Here is a 2,259-nt window from a genome sequence, read left to right as displayed (position 1 = left end):
GGTAGCCGCGACGAACTCCGGGGGCAAGTGGATGACAGGACAGCCCGCAGAACCGGGGAGCGGACCGTCAGCCCGGGCGACGCGCCCGGGCCGTACGGCCGCCCCCTAGCTTCGGCGCCGTACCCGGGCTGGACGCCATTGCGCAGCACGCCCCGCTGGGGGTGCGACAACCCTAAAGCTGGGTGTCGCACACAGGTCAATGGCCGAGGACCGGAGGCTCATTGCGCCGCCTCCGGCAATCCGGCGGCGCGCACGGCCTGGGCGCGGGGGCCCAGCAACTCGCGACGCTTGACCAGCGCATAGATCGCCGGGATCACGACCAGGGTCAGGATCGTGGACGAGACCATGCCGCCGACCATCGGCGCGGCAATGCGCCGCATGACCTCCGAGCCGGTGCCCGTGCTCCACATGATCGGCAGCAGGCCCGCCATGATCGCAACGACCGTCATCATCTTGGGTCGGACGCGTTCGACCGCGCCTTCGACGATGGCATCGGTGATATCTGCCAGCGTCAGCGCCTCGCCCTTGGCACGGCGGGCCTGGGCCCGAGCCTCCAGGGCGTGGTCGAGGTAGATCAGCATCACCACGCCAGTTTCGGCAGCGACACCGGCCAACGCGATGAAGCCCACGGCGACCGCGACACTCAAGTTGTAATCCAGTGCCCACATCAGCCACACACCGCCCACCAGCGCAAAGGGCACCGACAGCATCACGATCAGCGACTCGGTGACCCGGCGGAAGTTCAGGTACAGCAGCAGGAAGATCAGCGACAGCGTCACCGGGACCACGATCTTCATCTTGGCGATCGCCCGCTGCATGTACTCGTACTGGCCGCTCCAGGTCGCGTAGTAGCCCGGCGGGAAAGTGACCGACTTGGCCACGGCGTCTTGCGCGGCACGGACGTAGGCTCCCATGTCCGGATCGCGCGTATCGACGTAGATGTAGGCCGAGAGCAGGGCGTTCTCGGTACGGATCGACGGCGCGCCCTTGCGAACCGTCACGTGCGCCAACTCGCCCAAGGGAATCTGGGCGCCGTCCATGGTCGGCACCAACACTTGCTGCGCGATGGATTGCGGGCTGTCGCGCAGTTCACGGGGATAGCGCACGATCACGCCAAAACGCTCACGCCCTTCCACCGTCGTGGTGACCATCTCGCCACCCAGCGCGGCGGCGATGACGTCCTGCAGTTCTCCGACCGGCAGGTTGTAACGCGCCAGCTGGCGACGGTCGGGTTCGATGTCGAGGTAGAACCCGCCGGTGAGACGCTCGGCGTAGGCACTGGTGGTGCCCGGAACCGTGCGCACGGCAGCCTCGATTTCCTTGGCCAGTCGCTCCATCTCGCCCAGGTCCGTCCCGAACACCTTGATGCCGATCGGCGTGCGGATGCCGGTGGCCAGCATGTCAGTTCGGGCCTTGATCGGCATCGTCCAGGAATTGGCCACGCCTGGGAACTGCAGCGCCGTATCCATCTCGGCGATAAGGGAGTCGATGGTCATGCCCTCGCGCCATTGGTCCTCGGGTTTGAGGTTAATGACCGTCTCGAACATCTCCAGCGGTGCCGGGTCCGTGGCGGTGAGGGCCCGGCCGGCCTTGCCGAACACGGACTCGACTTCCGGGAAGGTCTTGATGATCCGGTCCTGCTGTTGGAGCAGCTCCGCGGCCTTGGTGACCGACATGCCGGGCAGCGACGCAGGCATGTAGAGCAGGGTGCCCTCGTTGAGCGTGGGCATGAACTCACTGCCTAAGCGCGCAGCAGGCCAAGCCGTTCCGAGCAAGGCAACCAGCGCCAGCACCAGGGTGGCCGCCTTGTGCCGAAGCACAACGGCAATCACCGGCCGATAGATCGCGATCAGGAACCGGTTCACCGGGTTCTTGGCTTCAGGCAGGATCTTGCCGCGTACGAACAGCAGCATCAGCACCGGCACCAGGGTCACCGACAGCAGGGCGCCGCCCGCCATGGCGAAGGTTTTGGTGAACGCCAGCGGGTGGAACAACCGGCCCTCCTGCGCCTCCAGGGCGAACACCGGCAGGAACGACACGGTGATGATCAACAGACTAAAGAACAGGGCGGGGCCGACTTCGCGGCAGGCATCGATGATCAGCTGGATACGCGGTTTGGTTCCATCGTCGCGCTCGATGTGCTTGTGCGCATTTTCGATCATCACGATCGCCGCGTCCACCATCGCGCCGATGGCGATGGCGATGCCGCCCAAGCTCATGATGTTGGAGTTCATGCCCAGCAGGCGCATCGCCAGGAAC

Annotated in this window: 1 protein-coding gene; it reads right to left on the bottom strand. The window is 65.8% G+C overall.

Annotated features, from left to right (window positions below; genetic code table 11):
- Positions 1 to 218 precede the first annotated feature (218 nt).
- Positions 219 to 2,259, bottom strand: a 2,041-nt coding sequence (locus tag K0M70_RS06360; protein ID WP_290780770.1) for a CusA/CzcA family heavy metal efflux RND transporter, incomplete at its 5' end; no start/stop codon positions are given.

The organism is Arenimonas sp. (assembly GCF_019459675.1).
Lineage (GTDB): Bacteria > Pseudomonadota > Gammaproteobacteria > Xanthomonadales > Xanthomonadaceae > Arenimonas.
This window is presented reverse-complemented; position numbering and strand designations above follow the sequence as displayed.